Here is a 25133-nt window from a genome sequence, read left to right on the forward strand (position 1 = left end):
CAAGGTTTGGAGGTTTTGCTCCCGCGCGAGCAAAGGCGAAATTAAGAAAGCGAATATACCATACGCAGCGGCACACTTCATGCGGCAAGACGTTACAAGCAATTTGAAATGAACCACACTGCAAATAAATATGCTGATTGATGAGAAACTTGAAAAGAAAGATAAAGTCACTTAAAAAGGATTGTTTATTGGCAAAGCAGATTGAGTACAAATTGGACAAGTCAATTTTAACCTCCATGACCGGTGGAGTCTTTTGGGGAAAGAATGATGAAGCTTGGCCATTATTTAACTCTAAACCACTGATTCCGATTCTTTCAATTCTTACAAGTGAGCTTCCCTTTAGAACACCACACTTCGACAATATTGAGTTGATTAATGTTTTTGCATATGAGGAAGGTGCGCCAATTGATGAGAAAGAAGGTTCTGTTGTTATTCGGACATATACAGACTTGAAAGAGCTAAAACCTCTTGAAATGCCTGATGAATTAATGAAACCATGTTTTAAGTTAAATTGGAGGAAAGTTGTTGATTACCCCAATGGATACCAATTAGAACTAAATCTTGACGAAGGAGAATATCGAAAATATCTTGATAACAATTCATATTTAATGGATGAATTTCCAAATCATCACGGCATTAAGATAGGTGGTTGGCCTTATTTAGTTCAAGAAACATATTTTCTGCAGATGGATGAGCCAGACTTTGCCTTTCAGTTTGATTCAAATGAAGTCTTTATGTTTTGCGATAGTGGATTGGGATATTTTTTAATAAATGACAAGAATGGTTGGCATTCACACTGGGATACAATGTAAAACAAAAAGCTTGTAACAATAAATATAGGTCATTTGGCGGTTAGTGCTAATTTTGAGCATGGTAACATTTAATAAAACATATAGTAGTTTGATATTTTGGAGCTTTGAATTGCCAAACGCCCCATATTATTACCGTTAGCTGCAAGGCTAAAACCGAACTTGATAAAATCGAAGTTATGAATTTAGAAAATTCGTTATTAAAAACATTGACAACAAATTCACTCGAATTATCAGGTGACATATCCGAATTAACAATTGACCAATTCTTAGAAAATGGATTGTTAAAAGAAATCCCGTTTTTCTCAGTTTTTTACAAAGGTATAAAGACTATCACAGGAATCAGAGATGCATTATTCGGAATGAAAGTTTATAAATTTATTTGTGAATTTGACCAAATAAAACAATCTGACAAAGATTTAATTTTAACAAAGCTTGAATCAAATAATAAAGAAAGAACACAAGTTGCTCAAACTATTATAATGATTCTTGATAAATTAAATGAACTTGATAAAACACAAACTATAGCAAATTTAGTCGCAGCATACGGTAATTCTGAAATTTCTAAATCAGAATTGAATCAAATGTGCACCATTGTAGAAAAAGCGTTTATAGATAACCTTAAGGAATTTGCAGAGATGAAAAGTTATGACGATTTATCTCAAGATACTCAAGTAAATCTTAGTTCACTTGGATTAATGATACCTATAATTCAAGATTTAAAATCATTATATGGAGAATCTGTAATAATTGAAGAAAATAGAAACACAATAGTTTATGTGAACAGTAAACTTGGTATGAAAATGAGAAAATATATAAAATTATAAAGCCCAGCAGCTAACACGCCGCCATAAAGCATAAAGCGGTTCAGTGTGATTTGGTTGGTTCGTGGCTTCGGCAATCAGCGCCAAATCGCAGATTTGGCTTAAAATGAAAAGTTAAAACAAATATGCGCTTCGGCTCCGCTCAATTTGGAAGTTTTGTAAGGTTAATTCACTTTACGCTTCATGCGGCCAACCGTTAGGCAACATATATGAAAGCACAATACCAAATAATATTTCTGATATCAATCCTAGTAATTGGTTGTGATACACAAGTTTCACTTTACTCTGATTTATCAAAAAGAGAATTGAAAGGAAGGGTAAGATTTTTGAAATCAGAGCATTTTGATATAGTTAAGATAGACTCAGTTTCTCCCAATTACTGGAAATTTGATACTGTACCCGAAAAAATACAGAACACAGTATTTAATGAAGAAGGAAACTTAATCAGTGAGATTTCATATTCATATTCAGGAAAAGTATTTAAGACAATTAATTGTATATATGACAACGAATTACTGGAGAGTTTACTGATTAAAGATTTCTATGGAACAGGCTCTTTTGAGAAATTCCAATATAGCTATAATGACAAAGATAGTGTTGAGAAAATAGCATATGAATCAGATAATTACAAAAGCGAAATCATTCTAGTTAGAGATGACAATGAAAGATTAATTAATAGAATCGAAAAGCGGAATGATACAATTTACTATTCCTATGAAATTGAGTATGACAAAAAAGGAAATTTGATTAATGAAAACACTTTTGTTGGTGCAAATACACCTTACATTCTAATTTCTAAGACATACGAGAATAATAGATTGAAAGAAGAAAATATAATCCAATACACATTTTTGGACACTTTAAATACTAAATTCAGTTATAAATACGACAACAGGAATAGACTCATATATTCTAAAGAGGTTTTTAATGTAGATTCAAACTATATTGAAACTCATCGAAAGTATAATGAAGAAAACATATTGATTGAAGAAAAGCTAATCCCAAATAAAGGTTATAGAGTTCAAACGCAGATTAGAAAATTTGATGACCATGGTAATCAAATAGAAATCACGAGAGAACTAGATGAACACAAAAGGATTTGGAAATCGAACTATGAATATGACTCAAATGGTAACTGGATTAAACGAACTAGTTGGACCAACAACAGACCAGTTGAACAAACCAAAAGGATTATCGAATATTATAAATAAATACGTTGCCTAACACGCCGCTATAGCGCATAGCAGGGGCCGCAGGGCTTTGGTTGGGCAGATTCCCGCCTCGATGGTCTCGTCCTCTCGGACAGACAATCTCAACGCAAATCTGCTACAGCGCCATGCGGCCAACCGTTACCCACAATTTACACTCAATGCAGAAAGAAATTAGTTAACATTATTATGGAAGACATTACGGCAAATTCAAAAGCGATAGAAAAAGGATTAGAATTAGCGAAAGATTTTTTAACTAAAATAATTGGACCATCAGCTGAAGAAATAGGATTATTAATGTCAGATAATATTCGTTTTTTCAGATTCAAAAACCAAGTTAAAATATTAACCAAAGCACAAGAATATATCGTAAGGAAAAATATTTCATTGCAACAAATTCCAGTAAAAGTATTAGTTCCATTATTAGAAAATGCTTCACTTGAAGAGAATGAAGAACTTCAAGTTAAATGGTCAAATATGATTTGTAATATGGTGGATGCTGAAACAAATTTAGTAAACCATGTTTTTCCTTATATTCTAGGGCAAATATCAATAGAAGAGTTCTTAGCTTTAGAAAAGCTAAATAATGCGGAAAATGAACATTGGGCACAATGGAAGAGATTGCATGAGATTGAAAATTCAGGAGAGGGATTGTCGTTAACAGATAGAAAAATTAAGGAAAAGTTGAAAAGTAATGATGAAGAGGGTTTTATCGTATTTCTAGATGAATTTGAAATGGCAAACCTTATTAGACTTGGACTTGTCGAGAAGGTACCTCCTAGAATAAAAGTTGAAGGATTTGGTTTAGATTCATTGGAAGAAACACCAAGTTTTGATGCTGAATATGAATCATATTCGTCATATCATAGAATTACAGAATTAGGGAGTAAATTAATAATGATTTGTTCTATTGATAAATAAAAAACTGTGGGTAACACGGCATCATAAACCATGCGGGGAGCAGTGGTTTGCGAGGTTGCGGTGATTTTAATAAGTCCGCCCAATGCTTTTAAAGAAACTATTTATTGTTAAATTTAGTCCCTGTAAAAGCATTGGGCTCTGTGCGATGAAATAAAGGGCGTACTCTTTAAATCCCCGCACGGTTCATATGCCCAATCCGTTGTGCTTAATTTCAATCGAGATGAAGTTTATTGCTTTATAGGGTTAACATGGAAAGAATAAATCAGAGAAAATCGGTATATAGTTTTGATGCAGAAGCATGTGTTTCGACTAAATATCAATTGTGAAAAATATCATATATGGAATACTTTGGTTCTTGTTTATGTAAAGGGGTGAAATTTAAAGTTATAGGTGACTTTGAAGATTTTTATTTGTGCCATTGTAGATATTGTAGGAAAGATACAGGGGCGTCTCATGCTGCAAATTTATTTGCAAAGAAAGCTAAGATAGAATGGATAAAGGAAGAAACTAAAATTAAAACTTTTCAACCTCCTAAAAGCAATCATGTTAAAGCATTTTGTACGAATTGTGGCTCAGCATTACCTAATTTGCAAATGGGAGGCAATCTTTTAGTGGTTCCAGCAGGGTGCTTAGATACTAGTTTAGAAATGAGACCTGATGCACATATCTTTATTTCAGATAAAGCAAATTGGGATGAGTCTCTTGATGAAATCGATAAGTTCGAACGTTTTCCAGAATAATTCATGAATACGGATTAAGATTTGGAGTAATGTATTTATGTAAAAATAAATAGAAGAACAATCTATGTAATAGAAAGTTAATGGTAGAGAAAAAACTAAGCACAACACGGCATCATAAACCATGCGGGGCGCAGGTGATTCGCGGAGTTGCGGTGATTTCAATAAGTCCGCCCAATGCTTTTTTAGAAACTTATTATTGTTAAATTTAGTCCCTATAAAACCATTGGGCTCTGTGCGATGAAAGAAAGGGCGTACTGTTTCAATCCCCGCACGGTTCATATGCCCAATCCGTTGTAGCACATTCCCCCACATCTCACAATAAAAGTTAATCAATAATGAGTATTTAAGGGAAAACAATTAAATTGAACAGTACATAATGAATCAAACCTTAAAGAATATGAAAAGAATTTTTACTTTAGGATTATTTATCTTTTTAACAGGCTTTCTAGTTGATTCATTTGGACAAGGTGAACACCTAGCTACTGAATCTCAAACACATATTTTTTGGCAAGCAGACAGAAAACTATCAGAAGATGACTTTCAATATGATGGAACGCAAGATGAAAAAATTGTCAACTATTGCAATGAATTTGATTTGTATACAGTCGCTTCAGTTGGCTTATTTGCTGTTCTTGACGTTCCTAAGAAAAAACGTAAACGCGGAGAGTTATTAGAGAAAGTTTATTTTGCTCCAGCATTTGACAAAACAACATCATTCATTTTAAGTCATGATACGCTTGGAGTTGAAAAACAAGAAGTAATATTTGATATTTTTGAATTATCAGCAAGAACTGCTAGACAACAATTACATCATTTGCAAGATTCTATTAGAGGTTACGGTATTATTTCAATGATGTTTAAATCGATAGAAGCAAAAGCCATTGAAATGAGAACTACTCTTGTGGACTCTTATACACAAGATGTATATATCAATAAAAGTGTTGGTGCTTACAACGAATGGAGAATTAAAATTGACAAACTGCTTCTTGATACCAAAGAATATGCTACAAAACCCGAAGATTGTTTCCGATTTATAAAAAAAGAACCCATAGACGATAGGTATATCATTGCAAAAACTGTCGTTGGAAACTTATTCGAATAATAACGTGCTACAACAAACCGCAATAGCGCATAAGGCGTTCGATTCATTCTGGTCGGTTCGATGCTTCGGCAGTCATCGCCAAATCACTGATTTGGCTTTTGAAATGAAAAGTTAAAGACAAATTCAGCGCTTTAGCTACGTTCATTTTGGAAAGTTTGTAAGGTTAAAATCGCCTTACGACGCCATGCGGCAGGCCGTTGGGTGCAACTAAAAATTGTGCGTTAATGAACAAGACAAGATTGAATCAAAAGCATTTCATAACAGACGAATAGGAATAATTTTTATCTATGCAAACTGAATTTTTAGAAACTGACATTAAAATATATGTATTCAAGGATTAAAGGATTGATTTTAAACATAATTCCGAAACGAATTTTATTTCACTATGAATATTCACTACGTTTCTTTTACTATTTATTCTATGCTGGTCGAAAGTTTCAATGCAATATATGCGATAGAAAACTTTCTAATTTTGTATTAATAGAAAATGATAGACTTTGCCCTAGATGTGGTAGCCTTCAAAGAACCAGGAGGTTGTGGCATGTCCTCAACGATGGATTTATTAATAGCGATTCAAAAATTCTTGATTTCTCTCCATCAAGAAGTCTGTATAGATTAATGAAGAAAAATCCTAATTATCTAAGTTCAGATTTGTCTGGAGATTTTTTATCAAAAGTTTCATTTGATATTACAAAAATTGAAACAGAAAATGAGAGATTTGATTTAATTATTTGTTATCATATTTTAGAACATGTTGATAATGATATTAAAGCAATGGAAGAACTTTTTAGAGTTCTTAAAAAAGGTGGGAGTTGTTTAATTCAGACACCTTTTAAAAAAGGAGAAATATATGAAGATGAAACTATAAAGTCACCTAAGCAAAGAGAGATACAATTCGGACAATTTGACCATGTTAGGATTTATTCAATAGAAGGACTAATAAAAAGATTGGAAAATGTTGGCTTTAATGTAAGCCCAAAGCATTTTACTTCGGACTATGAGAATCTTCATGGTTTTAATAAAGACGAAACAGTTTTGATATGTGAAAAACCAAATTAGCAGCACACAACAATGTATATACAAAATAGGCGAGACAGTAGTAAATTCAAGGGTTGTAGCCCGCTTCAACTTCTTAACGGTTTGATAGTTTTGAAGTCCGCAATCGCCTACATTGCATATACTAAACGTTGGCAAACATTTCAATACCATAACATTTTTTTCAATTAGCTAATAAATAATTAGATGTGTTTGTCAAAAAACACGCAAAGCAAGTAGTTATACGCAACCTAATAAGACAGAATTGCATCTATCTATTTATAATGATAAACTCTATGAAAAAAATACTGATTTTAGTTATTTCGATTGTAGCAATAATAAGTTGCTCAAAAGATGATAATGATAAAACGGCGAGAGTGATGATACGACTGTCTAACGTTAGCCAATACAATTTTCAAAATATTATTGTTAATACCTCAACAGGAAGAGTAAATTTTAATAATCTAACTTCTGGACAAAAAACACCATATAAGGATTTTGAAAAGGCTTATAGTTATGCTTTTGTAGAATTAGAAATTAATGGAAAGACATATACAATTCAACCTATTGATTGGGATACAGAATCACTATCTGCAAATAGATATTATACATATCAGATAGATGCAAATGATTCTCAAAACCAATACACTAGATTAAGTTTGTCATTAATTGAAGAATAAAAACGATTTGCCAACAATGGCTAATAAATAATTGGGGGTTCACCGCAATTTGGAGAGTTTCAACAAGGGCCACCACCGCCAAATCTTTGATTTGGCTTTATAAATGAAAAGATAAAAACAAATAAAAGATTTGGCTCAGTGGGATTTTGGAAGGTTCGGTTCATTAAATCACCAAACGCTTCATCTAGCCACCGTCAGACTGTCTAAAAACCTATCATTTAAAGAATCACGAGATCAGATATTTTGTATCTTCAGGTATGAAATACATTCAAGGCCAAAACCGCTCCCAAATCCAGTTATTCACTCTCACACTTGATGATGCTATTGAGCCGGACAATGAAGTCAGGTTGATAGATGCCTTTGTATCGCACCTACAACTTGAAGAGTTGGGTTTTGATATGCAGGTTGGTGAAAACGGGGGCCCCTGTTACCATCCGGGCGATTTATTACGTTTGTTTATTTATGGGTATTTAAACCGTATACGTTCTTCACGCTCTCTTGAGAAAGAGTGCATGCGTAACGTTGAATTGATGTGGTTACTCAGGCAGTTAAAGCCCGACCACAATACCATTGCTAATTTCCGGCGCGATAACCCCAAGGCCATTCAACGGGTGTTTAAGGAAACGGTGCGGGTAGCCAAATATTTTGACCTGATAGGCGGTCAGCTCCTGGCAGGAGACGGCACCAAGCTAATGGCTCAAAACAGTAAGAAGAACAACTTCAACCGAAAGAAGATTGACCGTCACTTACAATACATCGAAAACAAGCTGGACGAGTACAATCAGGCATTGGCTCAGGAAGATGGTGATTCAACACGTAAAACAGAGCTGAAGGATGAGATTAAAAAGCAGAAGCAGCGAAAAGAGAAGTACCACAAGCTGGAGGCAGAACTAAAGGAAACAGGAGCTAAACAAGTGTCAACATCAGACCCGGAAAGCCGGCATATGATTACGCGGAACAACATTACTGAGGTGGCCTACAATGTTCAAACCACGGTTGATGCCAAACACAACCTGCCTATCGACTATCAGGTAACCAACCAAAACGACAGTAAAGCGATGGGTAAGATGCTTACACGAGCAGTGCATATTATTGGTCATAACAATTTTACAGCACTTTACGACAAAGGTTATCATACTGGAAGTGAGTTTGCCATAGCTGCTAATCTGGGAGTGGATGTGATGGTGGCCATTCCAGCTACCCCAAAGAATTCTCAAGCTCCTGATCCGGCTTTTAATGTCGAACATTTTAAATACGATGCAGAGCAGCATACTTATACATGTCCGGCAGGTCAGGTCTTGACGACCAATGGCCGATGGCACAAAGCTGTTCGAGGTGGCGACTTTCAGCTATTCAGAACGCCTGCCTGCAAAGGATGTACAAGCAGAGCTAAATGTACAAGCGCTAAAGTCAATGGGCGCATTATCCGACATGCGGCTGAGAATGTGTATGTAGTGGCCAATAAGAAACGCGTAGAAGCTAATCCAAAACTCTACAAACGTCGACAGGCCATTGTTGAACACCCCTATGGCACTATCAAGCGGCAATGGGGATTTAATTATATAACAACAAAACAGACCATAAAAAGAGCCAGTGCCGATGTTGGCTTAATCATAATAGCTTATAATCTGCGACGAATCATCAATATCCTGGGAATAGTTAGCTTAATGGGCACATTAGTACGCTTTATATCGCTTTTAAAAGGCAAAAACACACTCACAAACACTACCTGCTCCCTGAAACTGATAGCCGCTTATTTGCTCAGAAACATAAACGTTTTCTACTGTTATCGAAAATTAAATCTATTTTTAAAAATGAATGCGGTGGCCTGTTAGGTTTTTAGACAGACTGCCGTTATATGCCATTTAACCGGAAATGAAGAATCCTGAAATAGGTTGACTAAAATTTAGTCACTAATTTAAGGATAACATGAAAGAGGAAAACACCCCCTGTCAAAAAAGGAATTACCAAAAGATTGGATTTGAATTAAAATTATCTATCATTGACGAAATTCAGAATGGTAGAATTTCGATAAACTATGCATCCAAGAAGTATAGTTTATCACGAAGTAGTATTAAATTATCACTAATTTAAAACCAACGTAATTTATATTTTACTAACGTTGCCTTGTGCGTTGGGTGTCCACGGCTTGTGTGGAATACAAGCTGTTCGGCCTTAGTTCGTGCTGGTCTTGTGTGGCAAGAGCAGCGTGTAATCGTAAGCCGTGGTGGGTTTTTGGTTCTTTTGTACGGCAGACAAAAGAACAGGAAATTTGTAAAGCGTGCGGGTAGTATTTAAACACTGCGTTTGGCAAGCATATTTTTAAAATAGTGGATATGCCAAAAGCTATGAAAAACAGATACTATGGCCATAACAATACCAAAATTTATGTGCAGCATACGCAAGCTTGAAAATTGCCAGAAGGTAACATGGTAGTTTATCTGAAACACAAGGTACAAGCCCAACAGTCCCGATACTATAAAGCTTACAAGCAATACACTATTCCAAATTTTACGATGCGTTAGCTTTGTAATAAGCTTTTTTTGCAGTGCCCAAAACGAACCCGCATAAGCCAGTATAGTACTAAGCGTAATGTCAAGTAACGGAAAAGGCTTTGTGTTGTCAGGCTTTTTCTCGGCCTGCATGTTCCACGATGCGTTTGGTGTTGTATTGGTAGCTCCCGTAACAGCATCGGCACCCATGTTCGAATCGTTTTGCAGTGTAAACCCTTTTTGTATAGCATCCTTGCTTACCCAAATTTGCGTTACCCTGCCCATTACAAGCTTGTGGTAGTCGTTGGCATCAGTGTAGCCATTTTCAACAAAATCTTTACCATCCTGTATGTAAAAGTCGTTAGGGTTAACCGTGGTAATTTCAAAAAGTTGAGTTTCAATTACAACCTTAGCCTCCCGGTAGGTTATGTTTCCTGATGGTGTGGTAATGTAATTAAGTTTTGTCTCCTTCATTTTATCCGAGTTTCGGCCACTCTGTCTGCCAAGGGCGTAAAGCTCGCCCACGTGTTGTTCGGGCAAAAACGACAGGGTATAAGTTTTGTGTTTTCGTATAAATTCAAGGGTGTACCGGCTTGCGCCAAAAAGGGTCATTACAGTAGGGGTGTTAAAATATAAGCCTAGCGCATCCCACCGGGCAGGCATCGAATTAAATAGCGAGTCGTTTCCTGCGGTAATAAGTGTATGGTCTTCCTCTTTCATGAGCTTCGATAGCCAATCTCTGTAATCGGCCGGTTCAATGCGCTCGTATAATTCCTCAAAAGATTTGTTTTGTTGTTCCATATGTATATTCAAATTTTTGTTGTCGCTTTCATTACTGTAGGTGTTCACCCATGTTGTCAATATGAGCGGAATAGAGAATAGGAATCGTGTGAATTTAAAATTCATGTCGCTTTGTGTTTTTTTGTGTAAACTGAATTGCCTGTTGTGCATTCCGGGCTTCCTGAAAGGTTTATCATTTCGCTTTTTTCTGACATCGGAATACGATGCAAAAATGCTAAGTGTATTTTGTTCGCACCAGAGCATTATCCGTTAATAATTAGTCAATAAACGAACCTTGTATGGTTGAATTAATTTAAATACGTAGTTTTGTCTTGGTAAAATAGTCAATTAACGAAGTGCATTGTATGCAGGAGATGACAGAGATTTTCAATTCGGTTTTTCACCATTGTTACCAAGGAGCGGGGGCGTTACATGTTTTCGATGATCAGCTGGCGGTTCTGCAGCTTGAGGGGATACCCGCTAATGAAAACAGTGCGGCATCGTACCCCATTCGCCTAAAGATAAGTTCGCTTATGGTGGTGGCTTCAGGCGAAATGAGTATTACGGTCGATTACCGGCCCTATACCCTTAAAAAGAATATGGTTATGCAGCTTGCCGTGAATAACATCATCGAAAATATTTCACATTCGTCCGATTTTAAAGCCTGCCAGATATTGTTCTCGCCCGATTTGCGAACCGAATTGTTGTCACAAACCATTGCTTTCCGGATGCCAAAATCGAATTTATTAAAACGTAACTATCCCATTCACGAACTTACCCCCGATGAGAGTGACATCATTCAGTGGCGCATAAAGCACATTGTGAAATACATAAACAACACGCAACATTTTAATCGCACGCCCATTATAAAGAACGAAGTAATCAACCTGCAATACGAACTCGATAACAGCCGGCGAATGAAATATGGGAGTAGCCCGGAGGAAATTGTATTACTACGAAACGAAACATTGTGTGAGCAATTCAGGGAGCTGCTTTTAGAGAAATGTAATCAACATCACGACGTTAGTTATTATGCCCGCGAACTTTGTGTTACCCCCGACTATTTATCGCGCATGGTGCGGGAATACGATGGTCAGTCGGCCATGAAATGGATAAGCAATGCCGTTGTTACCGAAGCCAAAATATTGCTTCGTATACCTCACAAAACAATAAACGAGGTGGCCCGTGAACTCAACTTTCCCGATCAGTCAACCTTTGGGAAATTCTTTAAACGCTATATGGGCGAATCGCCGGCAGCATTTAAAAAGAAATTGCAGGTGGGGTAGTATGCTTAATACATTTCGTCATAGCGAGTGTAACGCTGCCATCTGTAATTCAATTTCCCGCTATCCGTAGCGCCCCTGGCTACGGACATTATTTAAATCAAAACCAACGCAATTTATATTTTACAACCCTAGCCTTGTTCGTTGGCTGTCCACGGCTTTCCTTACGCACTTATATTCCTATAAACCTAAACCTTATTCTTAACCTTAATCTTTCTCCCTTACCGTTCATAACATGTTAATTATAAAACCCTGTTCGGTAAGGCACACGGGCACTTTTTTTATATCTTGTAAAGTGTAAATGCAGAATAAACACAATATTTAAATCGCATTTAAAACTAAAAAAATATATATGAATTTGAAATTTTTAAGATTGTTCAGATTAACTTATTTTAATGGAAACAATGAGTGATCTTGAAATTTTAGTTAAATCTTTTTTTGATAAAAAATGACATATGAAAACAATTAATTATTTGCTTATACTTATCGTAATTTTCGGTTGTAAAACTAATACTTAACAAGAGGAAGAGGTAGATCTTTCAATTGTTGAGAAAAAAAAGAATTGATAGAAAAGGATTTAACTTTAACTCAAAACACAGATATTTCAATTAAATTAAACGGAAAGGCTATTGATAAATTAATAATTAGTGGTAATGCCTTTATTTTAAAATCAATCTCAGACACACTTTATAACAAATATGGGGATTTATCAATTACTCCAAATTATGATTTAAGAAAAGATGATTTTGCAAAAATAAGTTCAGATAGTATATTAATCATGACGTACGATTCAATACTAAGCTTTGTAAATGTGGATTCTGAATTTGATTATGCCAAATATAACTACAAAGGATTATACCCAAATACAAACATGATTCATATAAGTGGTAGCTTTTGGGAATGGACTATTTCTATCGGGTTTCAAGCTTTAGAGTAGAATACGGTAAATTAATAAAACAAACTAACAAATAATTTCACATTCCTTTTAATAAGATAAATTTGTTTCGAATTTTTAACTTTAGGCTTGATGAAAACGCAGAGGATATTTTCGAGTCCAGAAGTAAATGCTGCCTTAAAACTTAAAGGCTTTCGGGTTAGTAAAAACTATGTTCCTAAGGGTGAGCCGTCAGCCTTTGGAAGACGATATTTCTATTTAATACTTTTAAGTATCGGAAATAGCAAAGTGCACTACAACAATCGTTCTTTTCATCTAGACGGAGCTTATCTTTTCTTTGCAAACCCACGAATTCCATATGCAACTGAGATTCTGGCTGAAAACCAAATGGGCTATACTTGTGTGTTTACAGAAAGTTTTTTAAAGCCAATTGAACGTTTACAAAGTATTCAGGAATCTCCTTTATTCAAATATTCTGAAAGCCCGGCCTTTAAACTTAGTGATTTGGAACTAGATAAGTTTATAGAAATATTTGAAACGATGATTGATAAAGCCTCTACAGGATATATTTATAAAGATGACCTGATGCGTAATTATATTCAATTAATGGTTCACGAGGCTATGGATATGCGCCCGGCTGAGCATTATAGCCAATTTAACGATGCTTCATTAAGAATCTGTTCTCATTTTATGGAAATGCTGGAGCGTCAATTTCCAATAGAAGACTTAAGTGCTCCATTGGAACTTAAGCAGCTCAGGATTATGCAAACCGACTTTTTATTCATATTAACTATTTAAACCGAGCCGTTAAGAAAATAATGGGTAAGTCTACCATCACAGTAATTGCTGAACGCTTAACAGCCGAGGCAATAAACTTGCTAAGATTTACCGATTGGAGTATAGCTGATATTGCCTATGCGCTTGGTTTTGAATATTCAAATTATTTCAGCAACTTCTTTAAAAAGGCGACCGGACATACGCCAAAATACTTTCGCAATAATTAGGTTTGATATTTATACTTTTTGGTTTGATTACTATCAACTTTTGATAGCTCGCTGAAATACTTTTGTTATGCTGAGTTATTAAGTTGATCGATCGAAAAATTTCTTGGCTTAGGAAAAGGAATTTAAAAAAGTTGAATTATGAAAAATCAAGAAAAAAGACAGGAAAGTGTAAGCCCAATTTACAAGCCTTCATATACGTATGAAGCTGGAATTGCTCATGGAATTCTAAGTAAGTTCGAACCAGGAACACGAACCTTACCAAAAGGTTTTCAGTTAGACTCACAATTTTTATCCTTGCCAGTAGATATTGTTTTAGAAAAAGATGTTGAAGTTATATTGCGCGATGGTGTTAAGATTTACACAGATATATTTCGTCCGGCAAATAATGAAAAAGTTCCGGTAATTGTTGTGTGGAGTCCCTATGGGAAAAGCGGCGGTTCGGCACCCAAAACTACAGGACTTTTTAATATGTTAGGCATGGATAACAGCATGCTGTCTGGCTTAGCTAAATTTGAAGGTCCCGATCCTGCATATTGGTGTTCAAAAGGTTATGCTGTTTGCAATCCTGACCCTAGGGGTATTGCAAAATCAGAAGGAGACAGCTCAATGATAGGAAGACAAGAAGCAAAAGACTGTCATGATTTAATCGAGTGGCTCGCCGTACAAAAATGGTGTAACAGTAAAGTTGCAATGAGTGGCACCTCTTATCTTGCCTTTTCGCAGTGGTTTACAGCTGCCGAACAACCTCCTCATTTGGTTGCGATTAATCCCTGGGAAGGATTAAGTGATGGTTATCGCGATCTGGTAATGCGTGGTGGAATGCCAGATCTTAACTTTACAAAACGACTTCAGGTAAACCATGTAGGAAAAGGTAAACGAGAAGATGTTCATGCCGAAGCTTTGCATTACCCCTTGGCTGACAACAACATATGGGAAGACAAAATCGCTAATTTTGAAAAGATTAAGGTTCCTGCGTATGTTGTAGCCAGCTATTCCAACACATTGCACACGGCAGGTACATTCAGGGCGTGGAGAAGAATGGCCTCTGAAGAGAAATGGTTGCGAATACATAATACACAGGAATGGCCCGACTATTACGAAGAAAGTAATAAAGAAGATCTATTGCGCTTTTTCGATCACTACTTAAAGGGTAAAGATAACGGTTGGGAAAACACACCCAGAGTTCGTTATTCACTGCACGATTTTAAAGGTGGTGACCGAACCAATTTGCCAGCCTCCCAATTTCCGCCCAAAGAAGTCTCAAACCATAAATTTTACTTTGATGGTCTAACCCGCGGATTGGTAAAGGAGAATCCTTCCAGTGAAGTACCTGTGGTGTATGACACAGATACTGAACATGGACTGGCATCTTTTGGAATACGCTTTGATAAAGAAACCGAATTAGTTGGTTATCCAAAAGCTCATTTGTGGGTCGAAGCCGACGGTGCTGATGATATGGATCTTTTTGTACTTATACAAAAGTTAGATAAGTATGGTAGCCAGTTGCAACAATTTGTTGTGCCTAACCAAGGGCCTCTTATGCAGGATTTAAGTGAACGTGGTGCTTCGGTCCTACGGTACAAAGGTGCAAACGGCAGATTGCGGGTTTCATCACGCAACCTGGACAAAAATTTATCTACTGAAGAAGTTCCGGCACATACATTCGACCGTGTTGAAAAACTCAAGCTAGGCGAGATTGTAGAAATCGAAATCGACATTTTCCCTTTAGGTATGATCTTTTATCCGGGCGAGCAATTACGATTTATAATTAGCTCAAGAAACGATTTGGGTGCTATAATGCCCGGAACAGCAGGCTTCGTACCTAAAAACAAAGGCAAACACATTATTCATACCGGTGGTTCTCATCCATCATATCTTCAACTTCCGGTTAAAGAGGGATAGTTTATTCAGAGGATGTGCGACGACTGCCTATTTTCACATTGAATTTAAGTAGTCGTTGTACATTACTTAGGATTGACACATTAGATTTCAAATACTGTAAAAAATACAATAAATTTAATAGTCCAAATTTTAAATGCATTTATCATGATTGATATTATACTCAAAAGCAACGAAATACTTAAAGTTCAAAATATTCAAGAATTAGAAAACCAGGAACTGGACTTCAATGTTATTCAGTTTATTGACTATAAGGAATCAGAAATAAATTGGCTTAAAGATAATTTCGAACTTGATTTTTCTATAATGCAAAAATACGAGGACATCGAAATAAGTTCTCACTTTTTGGAAAATAAGAATCAGGCATCCTTTCATTTTTCAATACCCTTTTATAATACTGAAGACAGACTGGTTGAAGAGCCTATATTCTTAATCATGTCGTCGTATGGATTATTCCTTTTCTCGAGTTTAGGGCCCGATGAGTTCTTCAATAAAACCTATGCTAATAAGTTTATAAAAATGCGTGAATTATCGGATGTAAATATGATATTTAAATTAATGATTGAGTTTATTACTGATTATTATGCCGATATCACCGAAAACCTTACTAAAAAAGTGAAATTGCTTGCCAACAGGGTTTTAATTGAAAAGGAATTTACAAAGGTGGATATGGATGTGATTACTAAATACAACTTTAATAATTTGCTTATAAAAGAGTCACTAATTGAAACCACAAGAGTTTTTAATTTATATAGAAAAAGTAAATGGGAACAGCAAATAATGCTAAAAGACAGTATCGAAAATGAGTTAAACGATTTGAATGTCGTTTCGGATTATATACAGTTTAACTTTGATAGGTTAGACGATTTGAAAGAAAATGTTACCAATAAAATTGAACTAGAACAAAACAATATTTTTAAAATACTAACAGTAATTACCGTGTGCATCTCCTTACCCACATTAGTTGCAGGTGTATATGGAATGAATTTCGTTAATATGCCCGAGCTAAATAACAAGTATGGCTACCCCATTGCAATATTAGCAATGTTATTTGCTGCTATAATACCATTCATATACTTTAAAAGAAAGAAATGGGTTTAAATAATTTAGAAATAAAAAACTGTTAAAAACAAGGATGGTAAGAATAGTATTGTTAAGCTTTCAAAACATGAAACAAGCACTATTAGTTTGACTATCTTAATATTCATGATTAATGGAAATTCGAGGAATCAGAAACATTCGAATATATTTTATAATGAGACTTTTTTAAAATAAATACTGGCGGTAACAATGTGTATAGTGTATAAGGATTACAGAGGTTTTCGAATGGTGTCACCCACATCAATTTTGGGTGGTAACTTGATAGGTTTGAAGCCCGCAATCCCTTACAACACAATACACGTAACGTTGGCGGTAATTTAACCTCAAAATTTACAAATGGAATTTCAGTTTAGACAAATAGAAGAAAAGGATAAGACTAAAGTTTTAGAATTACTTAAAGAGGCAGCTGAAAAAATCAGCAAAATGAAAATTGACCATTGGCAATATTGGAAAAATCCTCCCAAAGAAAAAATAGAATGGGTAGAAGAAGGAATTCGAAATAATGAATTTTTTTTCATAAACGAACAAAGTGGAGAAAATATCGGTATGGTTAGAATTCTGAATGACGACTTGCTTTACTGGGGAGAACAAAAAGAAAAGGCAAAATACATACATTCCTTAGTAATAAAAGAAAAGTATAATGGGAAAGGGCTCGGAACCAAAATACTTCAGGAGATTGAAAGAAATGCAAAAAACGATGATTGTAACTATTTAAGACTTGATGCAGATTCTAAAAACCCAAAGCTTTGCAGATATTATGAAAATCTAGGATTTAAAAAAATTGGAATGAAAGAATTTCCATTATCTAGCTATAACCTTTACGAAAAGAAAATATAAAAACTACCGCCAACAAGCCAACATAAAGCAAAAGGGGCGAGGTGAATTTCTGATGGTTCGTGGCTTCGGCCACCACCGCCAAAGATTGATTTGGTGTTAAAAATGAAAAGAAAATAACCGTTAATTTTATGGCTTTATGCAGATATTGGTGATTAGAGGTAGTTTTCTCTTTTTAAAGTCGTATAATCAATTTTAAATAGTACACTATGCAAAAGAATCACTTATTATTTATTCCATTAGGAATGATTTTCCTAACAATTGCATTAGCATTAAAAGTCTATGCATCCAATAGTGATATTATAGATTTCCTGACTGGGTTATTTATCGGATTATCAATTGCAATAAATCTTCTTTTCGTTTATTTTCAAGTTAGGTGGTTAAGAAAGACAAAAAGCTAATAGCCTATTGAATAGTGAAATCATTTTCTGTATTCTCTTATTAAGAGGAATTAGAGAAAAAATAATGCCCCGCTATTGCGTGATATTTTAAACAACGAATCACACGAGTAAACCAGTACGGCAGCCAGAGGCATTGAAATATGAGAAAAGTATATACAACTTATCTATTAACAAGAGTGCTTATAAATTTTGTATTAAAGCGATTTTTGTGTTTTATATTGACATTGATGAGTATTAGTGCTAATCAATGTTAATTATTTTTTGGCTACAATAAAGATAGATTTAGCTACAAATCAACTGCTTTAGCCCCTTAATTTTGTACCATATTAATAACAGATAAATATGGGAAATACAAGGACTACAAAAACAGTAATTATTACTGGTGGCAATTCAGGTTTAGGATTTGAATGTGCCAAAACAATTGCCAACGCCAACCAAGGCTGGCATATTATACTGGCTTGCAGAAACGCCAACAAAGGAACACAAGCGGCTGAGACTATCACAAAAGAAACAGGAAACAAAAATCTGAGTTTCCTAAAATTGGATTTAGCTTCACTGGCATCTGTAAGAAATTTTGTTGCAGAATTTCAGTCGAAGAATTTACCACCACTGCAAGGGCTTGTCTGCAATGCGGGTATAACATCCGGTGAATCTATCGAATACACAAAAGACGGGTTTGAATTAACTTTTGGGGTAAATCATTTAGGACACTTCTTGTTAACAAACCTCTTGTTACCCAGTTTTGCTGAACCAGCAAGAGTTGTTGTTGTCAGCAGTAATACCCATAATCCGGCTATTAGAGAAGGTAAATTAGTAGGTCAAGCAATGTATCTGGGAGCTGAGAGGTTAGCTCATCCTAATTCAGAATATAAGCTAACATCAGGCCAAAAATATACAAGCTCGAAGTTGTGCAATCTTTTATTTGCTTATGAACTCGATAGAATTCTTAAAAAAGGGAATAAACAGATAACAGTTAATTCGTTTGATCCAGGGGCGTGTCCTGGGACAAACCTTGCAGGGGAAAATAATATAAGAAAAACCATCATGGATAGTTGGTTAGGCAAATCGTTACTTAAAATAATGGGTGTTGTCGCCAGTACGCCAGAAAAATCAGGTGAAGCGATGGCCCGATTACTTCTGGATTCTAAATTAGAGAACGTAAGCGGAAAATATTTTCAGATATATGAGGAGATTGCCTCATCAAAAGATTCATACAATAAAACAATTGCAAAGGAACTTTGGGAAGATAGTGTTAAACTAACTAAATATCAGGATATTTACACCATTTTATCTTAATTACAGAACTTGTCATGCTACTTTAGACGGAGTTTTAAACACGCTTTTATGAAAAACAACGAGTTGCAGAGAATTAAAACTATCAACCAGTATCACCAGTTAATGGGGCTTCCCAGCCCGGAGCACCCATTAATTAGTGTGATTGATTCTGAATTGGTTGTTAATTTGCAGGGGAATGGTTCGTTATCTTTTGTCTTCGATTTCTATGCCATTGCTATTAAGCGCAATTTTAAAGGTAAAATGCGGTACGGACAGCAAGAATATGACTTTGATGAAGGCGTTATGTCATTTGTAGCTCCAGGACAGGTATTTTCAATTGAAAACGATGTGAGCGCACCTCTTAATGCTACTTTAATTCTTGTTCATCCCGATTTCTTTTGGGGTACCTCATTGGCAAAAAATATTAAGAAGTATGAGTTTTTTGAATACTCCACCAATGAAGCCTTGTTTTTATCCGAAAAAGAGGAAAAAATAATTACCGGTATTGTAGCAATTATTAAGCAAGAATACCAATCAAATATTGATAAATTCAGCCACGACTTAATTATAGCTCAGTTGGAGTTATTACTTATCTATTCCGACCGTTTTTACAACCGTCAGTTCCTCACTCGCAAAAAAAGCAATCACATTCTTATTGACCAATTTGAAGAGGTTTTGAATAAGTATATCAACAGCAGTATGATTATTGAAAATGGATTACCTACGGTACAATATGTTTCTGATAGCCTGCATGTAACACCAGGCTATTTGAGCAAGATGCTAAAAACACTTACTGGCCAAAGCACACAGCAGCACATACATGAAAAGCTAATTGAAAAAGCGAAAGAGAAACTATCAACTACCCAAGCGTCTATAAGCGAGATTGCTTATGAATTAGGATTCGAACATCCACAATCATTTAGCAAATTATTCAAAACAAAAACAAAAACTTCTCCTTTAAAATTTAGACAGTCGTTTAATTAAGTTGTACCCCGTTATCGCGAATTCTTTCGCGTGATATTTTAAACAACAAATCACACGAGTGAACCAGTACAACAGCCAGGGACGAATATTGTATAGGTTATAAGAGAAACAATTACTCTTCCAGCGAATCAATATGCACCGTTGCCTGTATATTGGTTCGTTTTTTCACTAATATTTCATACTTAGTCGCAATTGCGTGGGCTTTATGAATGGTATAATCAGCCGGTAAACGAATATGAAAGGTCATTTCGGTATGGCTACCATATTGATGCACCAAAAAGTGGTGCGGATACAAATTAAAATCAGCTACTTCAGGTGCCAAAGCAATAATTTCACCACGCAAATCATCATCGATCCGCTCGCCCAACAAATGACTGATGTTTTCCTTTAAAATAGAGTAGGTGGTATAAAACAACAGCAAAGACACAATAATGCCCAATATGCCATCAATCCACCAATAATACCGTCCAATAAATATTCCCACTAATATTACTAACGACGAAATAGCATCGGAGCGGTGATGCCAGCCATCGGCAATCATCGATTTTGATTTGGTACGTTTGCCTATCATAATCGAATATTGCGCCATAAATTCTTTTACCACCAAAGAAACAACCGTCACAACAATGGCAATAGTTCCATAATGTACTTCACTGCGCGTTTGTAGTTTAATTATCGATTCTTTCAAAAAAGAAAAACCAATGATTGCCAACAACATACTTACCACAATGGAAGCAATTACTTCGGCGCGTCCGTGGCCATAGGGATGCTCGTTATCGGCGGGCTTGGCCGATACTTTTAAGCCAATCAATACAGCTACCGATGAGATACTATCGCTCAGCGTATGCCAGGCATCGGCAATAATAGCAACCGAAGCACTTACCATGCCAGCCCAAAATTTAATAGCGAATAAAAAAATATTTAATAAGATAGAACCATAGGTGGCTAGTATGCCGGTTTTATTTTCCATTGAAACACTGTTTTATCAATGATTAAGACAAACGAAAATAGGCGTTTGTTTATAAAAAAAGAAGTAAGATAAAAGACATTAGACTCTAGACAAAAGACAATAGACTATAAGAAAAAATGTTAGCTGAGCTTGCGAAAGCATAATTTAACCTTAGTTAGGAGCGGATGTATTTATAAATCCAAAAAATAGACTTGAAAGGTCGTTACGTGATGTATTCGTAAGGTGTTATTTGTAATATATCGGGTCTACAGCCCTCATGATGATGCTTGGTTTTTACCACAGGCCTTCGACAAGTGCTTTTACGTGTTGCCCTTTGACTAGCTAAAGAAACAACAAAAAATCAAGTTAATAATCTGCGATAATCCGCGTCATCTGCGGGAAACACATTTTTATTCAACATAGAAAAAATCAGATATAATACTATCGATAATCATTTTTTTATCTTCAGACACAAAGCAATAGCCATTATGAAGCGTTACGTTGTTTTGAGCGATTTGCTGCTTTAACTCATCATTAAAATATTGCTTAATTGTCGCATTAAAAGCATCCAATAAATTCATTTTGAATCCTTTTTGGGTGCGTAAACCGAGCATGATAAACTCATTGTATCTATCGGTATCTGATAATGTTTCTTGCTCAAAATACGACTGTTTATTTTTTAGGGCGTCACAATATCTTTTAATATCGCGTACATTCCACATGCGGTTTTCACCATCGAACGAATGTGCTGAAGGACCTAAACCAAGATACTTTAAACCCGTCCAATAGTTGCTATTATGCTTCGACTCAAGACCTTTTTTGGCAAAATTAGAAATCTCGTAATGCTCAAAACCAGCTTTTTTTAGTTGCGAAACCAGGTAATCGAACTGCTCAACACTTGACTCTTCAGGCACTTCAGTTAGCTTTCCTTTCTTCAAATAATCGTAATACAAGGTGCCCTTTTCAAAGGTGAGGTGATAGGCTGATATATGCTGCACATCACTTTCAATGGCCAATCTCACATTTTCCTGCCATTCATCAAAAGTCATATAGGGCAAACCATAAATTAAATCAATGCTCATGTTTTTAATACCATTTTCTTTGGCAATACGTATCGCATTTCGTGCTTGCTCAGCGTTGTGTCGACGATTCATTCTACGAAGATGTGCATCGAAAAAACTTTGAATACCCATGCTCAAACGATTGACGCCAATACCAACAATATGCTTGATATAATTAGCATTAACATCATCGGGATTCACCTCAAGCGTTAACTCCTGAAGATATTTAAATGAAGTAAATTGTTGAAGTGTTTGAAGAATCGTTTCTAGTTTATCAACGTTGAGGGTTGAAGGTGTTCCTCCACCAAAATAGATGGTTTGAATCGTTTCTTTTAACAAAAAAGAACGATTTAACTCTATTTCTTTACAAAGAGCTTTAATATATTCGTCTTTTAATTGTTGATCAGTTGTTTTGTAAAAATCACAATATGAACATCGTGTATAACAAAACGGAACATGTATATAAATGCCTGCCATTACTAGGATTGTTTCACGTGAAACACTGAAAAACAGCCGGTTATTAACCAGTTATCAACAGTTTTTAAACATTAAATTTAAAGTTATTAACACATTAAACAGTTAAATGTATTATTTCAAAAAATACCATAAAACCTTAAGTATTATTTTCATTATTACTGTATTAAGTTTGGTGAATACTGCTAAAATTAAACCAGATAACCTGCCAATTATACCACACTTCGATAAAATTGTTCATTTCCTGATGTATTTCACACTTGGTTTTGTGTTTATGTTTGAATATTACATTCATCACCATAAAACCATTACGCGAATTTCAAAGATTTTAATTTTACCGCTTATCTATGGTGGAATAATGGAAGTGCTTCAATACACCATCACTCCCTATAGAAGTGGTGACTGGTGGGATATGTTGGCAAACGGATGTGGTATTATTGCAGCATTTGTTGCTGTAGCTTATTTTAGGAATAACACCTTTTTCAGTAAGTGGATGTTATTCCCGCTAAAAGAACCAATGTTTAAAGTTTAATGTAATCCGATTTTTCTTCCATGTTTGAAAGAATCTTAGCGATTGTTTCATTTGAAAAGAAATCAAACATTTGTTTACGGATAGAACTATACTGCTCGTGAACCGGGCAAGCATAACCATCGCTGCTATTACTTTTACACGAATGCATGCCTATTAAACAATTGGTAAACACATCGCTGCCATCAATAATAGAAACAATATCGTAAAGTGTAATATCCTCAGCAGAGCGACCAATGCTAAAACCACCGTGTGGTCCTTTTGTACTTTTTAAAAGTTTTTGTTTAGCCAGGCTCTGAAGAATTTTTCCAAGAAAAGGAGTAGGTATATCCAGATCCTTTGAAATTTGCTTGATACCTATTTTCTTACCATCCTCATCATTTACAGCTAAATAGATAACAGCCCGAATGGCATATTTGCAAGTGTTTGATAACATTTTTATTGAGTTTGTGGCTAAGGTAATAAAATCATTAAAAAACCTTTATCTCTTTATATGCTTTTTCCACTGTTGATTAAATGTTTTTGCTGCAAATGGCGATAATTTCTTTTGCTTTCCAATCGTATTATTCCTGACCATTGTTAGCAAATTATTTTTAATCCACCCTCCAAATACATTCATTAAAATCCTACTGGATAATACTTTATATAATATAGTATTGACACTTCTATCAACCACAGTTTGATACTCTTGAGCAGCTTGCCGATTATAAAGTAACATGTTGGTCAGAGGAATTTTTACCGGACACACTTCTTCACACTTGCCACACAACGATGAAGCAAAACTTAAATGGTTATATTCGCCAAAGTTTTTAAAGTGAGGGGATAATACCGAACCTATCGGGCCACTATAGGTTGTTGCATAGGAGTATCCACCAATATTTTTATAAACCGGACAAGCATTTAGGCAAGCCCCGCAGCGAATACATTTAAGTGATTTCTGAATCGACTTATCTGTATAAATCTCCGAACGCTTATTATCTAAGAGAAAAACTATCATACGCTCTGGTCCATCAATCTCATCTGCTTTTTTGGGACCAAAAAATAAATTACTGTAAACCGTTAATTGCTGGCCGGTTCCATGTGCTGCCAACAATGGCCAAAATAGTGGCAATTGCTCAATAGATGGAATAACTTTTTCAATACCGGTAATAACAATATGTAGTTTAGGAAAAGAAGCAGATAGTAATGCATTCCCCTCATTCTCTGTCACCGCTACTACACCTTCATTGGCACATAAGAAGTTAGCGCCCGTTATTCCCACATCAGCGTGAATAAACTTCGTTCTTAACAAGTTTCTAACAAAACCTGTTAATTCCTCTGCTGTCAGGTCTTTAGCTATTTGATAACGTTCATGAAACAAATCGGCAATATCTTGTTTCGATTTATGCATAGCCGGCGTTACAATATGGTATGGTTTTTCGCCAGCCTCCTGCACAATAAATTCACCTAAATCGGTTTCAACAGACTTAATACCAATATTTTCAAGATGATAATTCAATTCAACTTCTTCAGTTACCATCGATTTACTTTTTACAAGCATCTTAGTTTCTTCAACTTGTAAAATATGGGATAACTGTTCGATTAAGTCGGTAGAATTCTCAGCCCACCTAACTTCAGTACCATTATTAATAGCATTTATCTCAAATGTTTCGAGAAAATGAGGCAGGCGCTCCATCACATTATCTTTTATAGATGAAGCTGTTTCCTTGGCAAGCTTTAAATTGTCGTACCTTTCTTTTCCTGCACAAACAGCCGCATCGTATTTCGACATATTAAATTGAATAATACGACGGTGATTTAAATCACTGGCTACACGAGCAGCATCTTTTTTAAATGTACGAACGGTACTCAAT

General features: G+C 35.4%; 24 protein-coding genes. 19 read left to right on the forward strand and 5 right to left on the reverse strand.

Going from position 1 to position 25133, the window contains the following annotated elements:
* Window positions 1-140 precede the first annotated feature (140 nt).
* The 9 genes from J1N10_RS11410 (at window position 141) to J1N10_RS11450 (ending at window position 9154) form a co-directional block, all read left to right on the forward strand.
* The gene (locus tag J1N10_RS11410; RefSeq protein ID WP_262326835.1) at window positions 141-812 is read left to right on the forward strand and encodes a YwqG family protein; all 672 of its coding nucleotides are present in this window, start codon (window positions 141-143) and stop codon (window positions 810-812) included.
* Window positions 813-988: 176 nt separating this feature from the next.
* A complete protein-coding gene (locus tag J1N10_RS11415; RefSeq protein WP_262326836.1) occupies window positions 989-1636 on the forward strand; it encodes a hypothetical protein in 648 nt (215 codons plus the stop codon).
* 206 nt (window positions 1637-1842) lie between these two features.
* Window positions 1843-2844, forward strand: coding sequence for a hypothetical protein (locus tag J1N10_RS11420; protein ID WP_262326837.1), 1002 nt, complete (start codon window positions 1843-1845; stop codon window positions 2842-2844).
* Between the two features lie 186 nt (window positions 2845-3030).
* Window positions 3031-3762: a DUF4393 domain-containing protein gene (locus J1N10_RS11425; RefSeq protein ID WP_262326838.1), complete on the forward strand. Its 732-nt coding sequence runs from the start codon at window positions 3031-3033 to the stop codon at window positions 3760-3762.
* Between the two features lie 338 nt (window positions 3763-4100).
* Entirely contained in the window at window positions 4101-4502 is a 402-nt protein-coding gene (locus J1N10_RS11430; protein ID WP_262326839.1) for a GFA family protein, read from the forward strand.
* Window positions 4503-4899: 397 nt separating this feature from the next.
* Window positions 4900-5604: a hypothetical protein gene (locus J1N10_RS11435; protein WP_262326840.1), complete on the forward strand. Its 705-nt coding sequence runs from the start codon at window positions 4900-4902 to the stop codon at window positions 5602-5604.
* Window positions 5605-5928: 324 nt separating this feature from the next.
* Window positions 5929-6663: a class I SAM-dependent methyltransferase gene (locus tag J1N10_RS21320; RefSeq protein ID WP_410053446.1), complete on the forward strand. Its 735-nt coding sequence runs from the start codon at window positions 5929-5931 to the stop codon at window positions 6661-6663.
* Window positions 6664-6935: 272 nt separating this feature from the next.
* The gene (locus tag J1N10_RS11445; protein WP_262326842.1) at window positions 6936-7319 is read left to right on the forward strand and encodes a hypothetical protein; all 384 of its coding nucleotides are present in this window, start codon (window positions 6936-6938) and stop codon (window positions 7317-7319) included.
* A gap of 257 nt (window positions 7320-7576) precedes the next feature.
* Window positions 7577-9154, forward strand: coding sequence for an IS1182 family transposase (locus J1N10_RS11450; RefSeq protein ID WP_262326843.1), 1578 nt, complete (start codon window positions 7577-7579; stop codon window positions 9152-9154).
* 459 nt (window positions 9155-9613) lie between these two features.
* Here the strand turns inward: J1N10_RS11450 and J1N10_RS11455 are convergent, their stop codons facing one another.
* The gene (locus J1N10_RS11455; RefSeq protein WP_262326844.1) at window positions 9614-10717 is read right to left on the reverse strand and encodes a flavin reductase; all 1104 of its coding nucleotides are present in this window, start codon (window positions 10715-10717) and stop codon (window positions 9614-9616) included.
* A 239-nt stretch (window positions 10718-10956) separates the two neighbouring features.
* On the opposite strand from J1N10_RS11455, the gene J1N10_RS11460 reads away from it, so the two are divergent.
* The 9 genes from J1N10_RS11460 to J1N10_RS11500 all read left to right on the forward strand — a co-directional run bounded on the left by J1N10_RS11460 (window position 10957) and on the right by J1N10_RS11500 (window position 20267).
* Entirely contained in the window at window positions 10957-11877 is a 921-nt protein-coding gene (locus J1N10_RS11460; protein WP_262326845.1) for a helix-turn-helix domain-containing protein, read from the forward strand.
* 559 nt (window positions 11878-12436) lie between these two features.
* Window positions 12437-12811 carry a hypothetical protein gene (locus tag J1N10_RS11465; protein WP_262326846.1) on the forward strand — a complete coding sequence of 125 codons (375 nt, stop codon included), beginning with the start codon at window positions 12437-12439 and terminating at the stop codon, window positions 12809-12811.
* Between the two features lie 90 nt (window positions 12812-12901).
* Window positions 12902-13567: a hypothetical protein gene (locus tag J1N10_RS11470; RefSeq protein ID WP_262326847.1), complete on the forward strand. Its 666-nt coding sequence runs from the start codon at window positions 12902-12904 to the stop codon at window positions 13565-13567.
* Between the two features lie 20 nt (window positions 13568-13587).
* Complete coding sequence (locus J1N10_RS11475) at window positions 13588-13773, forward strand: helix-turn-helix domain-containing protein (RefSeq protein WP_262326848.1); 186 nt, start codon at window positions 13588-13590, stop codon at window positions 13771-13773.
* A 138-nt stretch (window positions 13774-13911) separates the two neighbouring features.
* Window positions 13912-15675, forward strand: a complete 1764-nt coding sequence (locus J1N10_RS11480; protein WP_262326849.1) for a CocE/NonD family hydrolase — start codon at window positions 13912-13914, stop codon at window positions 15673-15675.
* Window positions 15676-15819: 144 nt separating this feature from the next.
* The gene (locus J1N10_RS11485) at window positions 15820-16773 is read left to right on the forward strand and encodes a CorA family divalent cation transporter (RefSeq protein ID WP_262326850.1); all 954 of its coding nucleotides are present in this window, start codon (window positions 15820-15822) and stop codon (window positions 16771-16773) included.
* A 336-nt stretch (window positions 16774-17109) separates the two neighbouring features.
* Window positions 17110-17610: a GNAT family N-acetyltransferase gene (locus tag J1N10_RS11490; RefSeq protein WP_262326851.1), complete on the forward strand. Its 501-nt coding sequence runs from the start codon at window positions 17110-17112 to the stop codon at window positions 17608-17610.
* A gap of 740 nt (window positions 17611-18350) precedes the next feature.
* Window positions 18351-19304, forward strand: coding sequence for an SDR family NAD(P)-dependent oxidoreductase (locus J1N10_RS11495; protein ID WP_262326852.1), 954 nt, complete (start codon window positions 18351-18353; stop codon window positions 19302-19304).
* Between the two features lie 48 nt (window positions 19305-19352).
* Window positions 19353-20267 carry a helix-turn-helix domain-containing protein gene (locus J1N10_RS11500; RefSeq protein WP_262326853.1) on the forward strand — a complete coding sequence of 305 codons (915 nt, stop codon included), beginning with the start codon at window positions 19353-19355 and terminating at the stop codon, window positions 20265-20267.
* Window positions 20268-20379: 112 nt separating this feature from the next.
* Here the strand turns inward: J1N10_RS11500 and J1N10_RS11505 are convergent, their stop codons facing one another.
* Together J1N10_RS11505 and hemW are read right to left on the reverse strand one after the other, a co-directional pair.
* The gene (locus J1N10_RS11505) at window positions 20380-21237 is read right to left on the reverse strand and encodes a cation diffusion facilitator family transporter (RefSeq protein WP_262326854.1); all 858 of its coding nucleotides are present in this window, start codon (window positions 21235-21237) and stop codon (window positions 20380-20382) included.
* Between the two features lie 389 nt (window positions 21238-21626).
* Entirely contained in the window at window positions 21627-22754 is a 1128-nt protein-coding gene (gene hemW / locus J1N10_RS11510; protein WP_262326855.1) for a radical SAM family heme chaperone HemW, read from the reverse strand.
* A gap of 106 nt (window positions 22755-22860) precedes the next feature.
* Here hemW and J1N10_RS11515 point away from each other — a divergent pair, with 106 nt between their 5' ends.
* On the forward strand, window positions 22861-23283 hold the full coding sequence (locus J1N10_RS11515) for a VanZ family protein (RefSeq protein WP_262326856.1): 423 nt from the start codon (window positions 22861-22863) through the stop codon (window positions 23281-23283).
* Here J1N10_RS11515 and J1N10_RS11520 read toward each other — a convergent pair.
* Both J1N10_RS11520 and J1N10_RS11525 read right to left on the reverse strand, forming a co-directional pair.
* Window positions 23273-23716 carry an RrF2 family transcriptional regulator gene (locus J1N10_RS11520; protein ID WP_262326857.1) on the reverse strand — a complete coding sequence of 148 codons (444 nt, stop codon included), beginning with the start codon at window positions 23714-23716 and terminating at the stop codon, window positions 23273-23275. The two genes, J1N10_RS11515 and J1N10_RS11520, sit on opposite strands and share 11 nt — an antisense overlap.
* A 45-nt stretch (window positions 23717-23761) precedes the next feature.
* On the reverse strand, window positions 23762-25132 hold the full coding sequence (locus J1N10_RS11525; RefSeq protein WP_262326858.1) for an LUD domain-containing protein: 1371 nt from the start codon (window positions 25130-25132) through the stop codon (window positions 23762-23764).
* Between the last annotated feature and the right edge of the window lies 1 nt (window position 25133).

Source organism: Carboxylicivirga litoralis (assembly GCF_025499605.1).
Taxonomy (GTDB): domain Bacteria; phylum Bacteroidota; class Bacteroidia; order Bacteroidales; family Marinilabiliaceae; genus Carboxylicivirga; species Carboxylicivirga litoralis.